The organism is Stenotrophomonas sp. 05L414_2 (assembly GCF_056397905.1).
The window spans coordinates 1-2128 of sequence record NZ_JBFTOJ010000294.1 but is presented as its reverse complement, the minus strand read 5'-3'; the positions used below and the strand labels follow the sequence as shown (position 1 = coordinate 2128).

Annotated in this window: 2 protein-coding genes; both read left to right on the top strand. The window is 65.5% G+C overall.

What is annotated here, in order from left to right; all coding sequences use genetic code 11:
- Window positions 1-368: 368 nt before the first annotated feature.
- Window positions 369-1589, top strand: a complete 1221-nt coding sequence (locus tag AC1DJN_RS21740) for a flagellin (RefSeq protein WP_025879099.1) — start codon at window positions 369-371, stop codon at window positions 1587-1589.
- A 72-nt stretch (window positions 1590-1661) separates the two neighbouring features.
- Window positions 1662-2128, top strand: a 467-nt coding sequence (locus AC1DJN_RS21735; protein ID WP_478040216.1) for a flagellin N-terminal helical domain-containing protein, incomplete at its 3' end; no start/stop codon positions are given.

The window sequence follows — 2128 nt, the reverse complement described above, 5'->3', positions numbered from 1 at the left end:
CCTGGTAGCGCCGGGCCATGCCCGGCGGATGTTCCGAAGGCTTCGCTCTGGTAGCGCCGGGCCATGCCCGGCGGATGTTCCGAGATCGCCCATCAAGCCCAGCCGGCCCCCGCCGATACCTTCATCAGCGTGGGTTGGGCATGCCCGACCGCCCCTACCGGGGATTGCCTCGACGCTTTTCCAGGGTGGAAATCCCCGGAAAAACAGCTTTCAGCGACGAAATTCGGTTGCAACGAAATTCCCGGCTAAAGGTTGTTGACAAAGCGCCGTTATTCATTTGGCAACGGCGAAGCACACAGCCAAACAAAAAAATCAGGCGGCGCTTCGTTCCATTCACCAACGGGTTCCACATAAGAGGAGACGACCCCATGGCACAGGTAATCAACACCAATACGATGTCGCTCAACGCTCAGCGCAACCTGAGCACCAGCGGCAGCTCGCTCGCCACCACCATCCAGCGCCTCTCGTCCGGCCTGCGCATCAACAGCGCGAAGGACGACGCCGCCGGCCTGGCCATCAGCGAGCGCTTCACCACCCAGATCCGTGGTCTGGACGTGGCCATCCGCAACGCCAACGACGGCATCTCGCTGGCCCAGGTGGCCGAGGGCTCGCTGAACGAAGTGGGCAACAACCTGCAGCGCATCCGCGAACTGGGCGTGCAGGCCTCCAACGCCACCAACTCGGCCAGCGACCGCAAGGCGCTGCAGGCTGAAGTGACCCAGCTGGTCAGCGAAATCGACCGCGTCGCCAAGCAGGCCGACTTCAACGGCACCAAGCTGCTGGACGGTTCGTTCACCAGCCAGCTGTTCCAGGTGGGCGCCAACGCCGGCCAGGCCATCGCCATCAACAGCGTGGTCAACGCCAAGGCCGATTCGCTGGGGGCGGCCAGCTTCGCCAACGTCTACACCGGCACCAGCCTGGCTGCAGCCGACAAGGCCACCGCTGATACCACCTACTCCGGCCTGCAGATCTCGGTGACCCCGCCGGGCGGCGCCGCCACCACGGTCACCGTCAGCGACTTCACCGTGAAGGCAGGCGAATCGATCACCTCGGCCACCGCGGCCGCGATCAACAACAAGCTGGGCGAAACCGGCGTGGTCGCCTCCGTCAACGCCGGCGTGGTCAGCCTGGCCTCGGTCAAGGACGGCCAGACCTTCGCTCTGGGTGTCAGCGCGGCGACCCCGCCGGCCGGCGCCACCGCCGCCACCATCGCCGGCCTGGGCCTGACCGAGACCAGCACCAACGGCGGCACGCTGACCGGTGCAACGGCCAGCTTCGTCAAGGACCTGAACGTCACCACGGCCGAAGGCGCACAGAAGGCGATGTCGATCGTCGACAAGGCCCTCGAATCGGTCAACAGCGTGCGCGCCGACCTCGGCGCGATCCAGAACCGCTTCACCTCGGTGGTCGCCAACCTGCAGACCTCCTCGGAGAACCTGTCCGCATCGCGCAGCCGCATCCGCGATACCGACTTCGCAAAGGAAACCGCCGAGCTGACCCGCACCCAGATCCTGCAGCAGGCCGGTACGGCCATGCTGGCCCAGGCCAACCAGGTACCGCAGAACGTGCTCAGCCTGTTGCAGCGCTGACATGAGCCGCCCCCGGGGCACGTCGGGGGCGTCTAACCCAACTCACGTGCAACCGCTCAAGGACCTCTCCTCATGGCACAAGTAATCAACACCAACACGATGTCGTTGAATGCTCAGCGTAACCTGAGCACCAGCGGCAGCTCGCTGGCCACCACCATCCAGCGCCTGTCCTCCGGTTCGCGCATCAACAGYGCCAAGGACGATGCGGCCGGCCTGGCGATCTCCGAGCGCTTCGGYACCCAGATCCGCGGCACCGACGTGGCCATCCGCAATGCCAACGACGGCATYTCGCTGGCMCAGGTCGCCGAAGGTTCGCTGACCGAAATCGGCAACAACCTGCAGCGCGTCCGCGAGCTGTCGGTGCAGGCCTCCAACGCCACCAACTCGGCCAGCGACCGCAAGGCRCTGCAGGCCGAAGTGACCCAGCTGGTTTCGGAAATCGACCGCGTCGCCAAGCAGTCGGACTTCAACGGCACCAAGCTGCTGGACGGTTCGTTCTCCAGCCAGCTGTTCCAGGTCGGCGCCAACGCCGGCCAGGC

What these genes read in the sequence shown, in the direction of transcription:
- AC1DJN_RS21740 (WP_025879099.1), top strand. Translation starts at nt 369, where the DNA reads ATGGCACAGGTAATCAACACCAATACGATGTCGCTCAACGCTCAGCGC.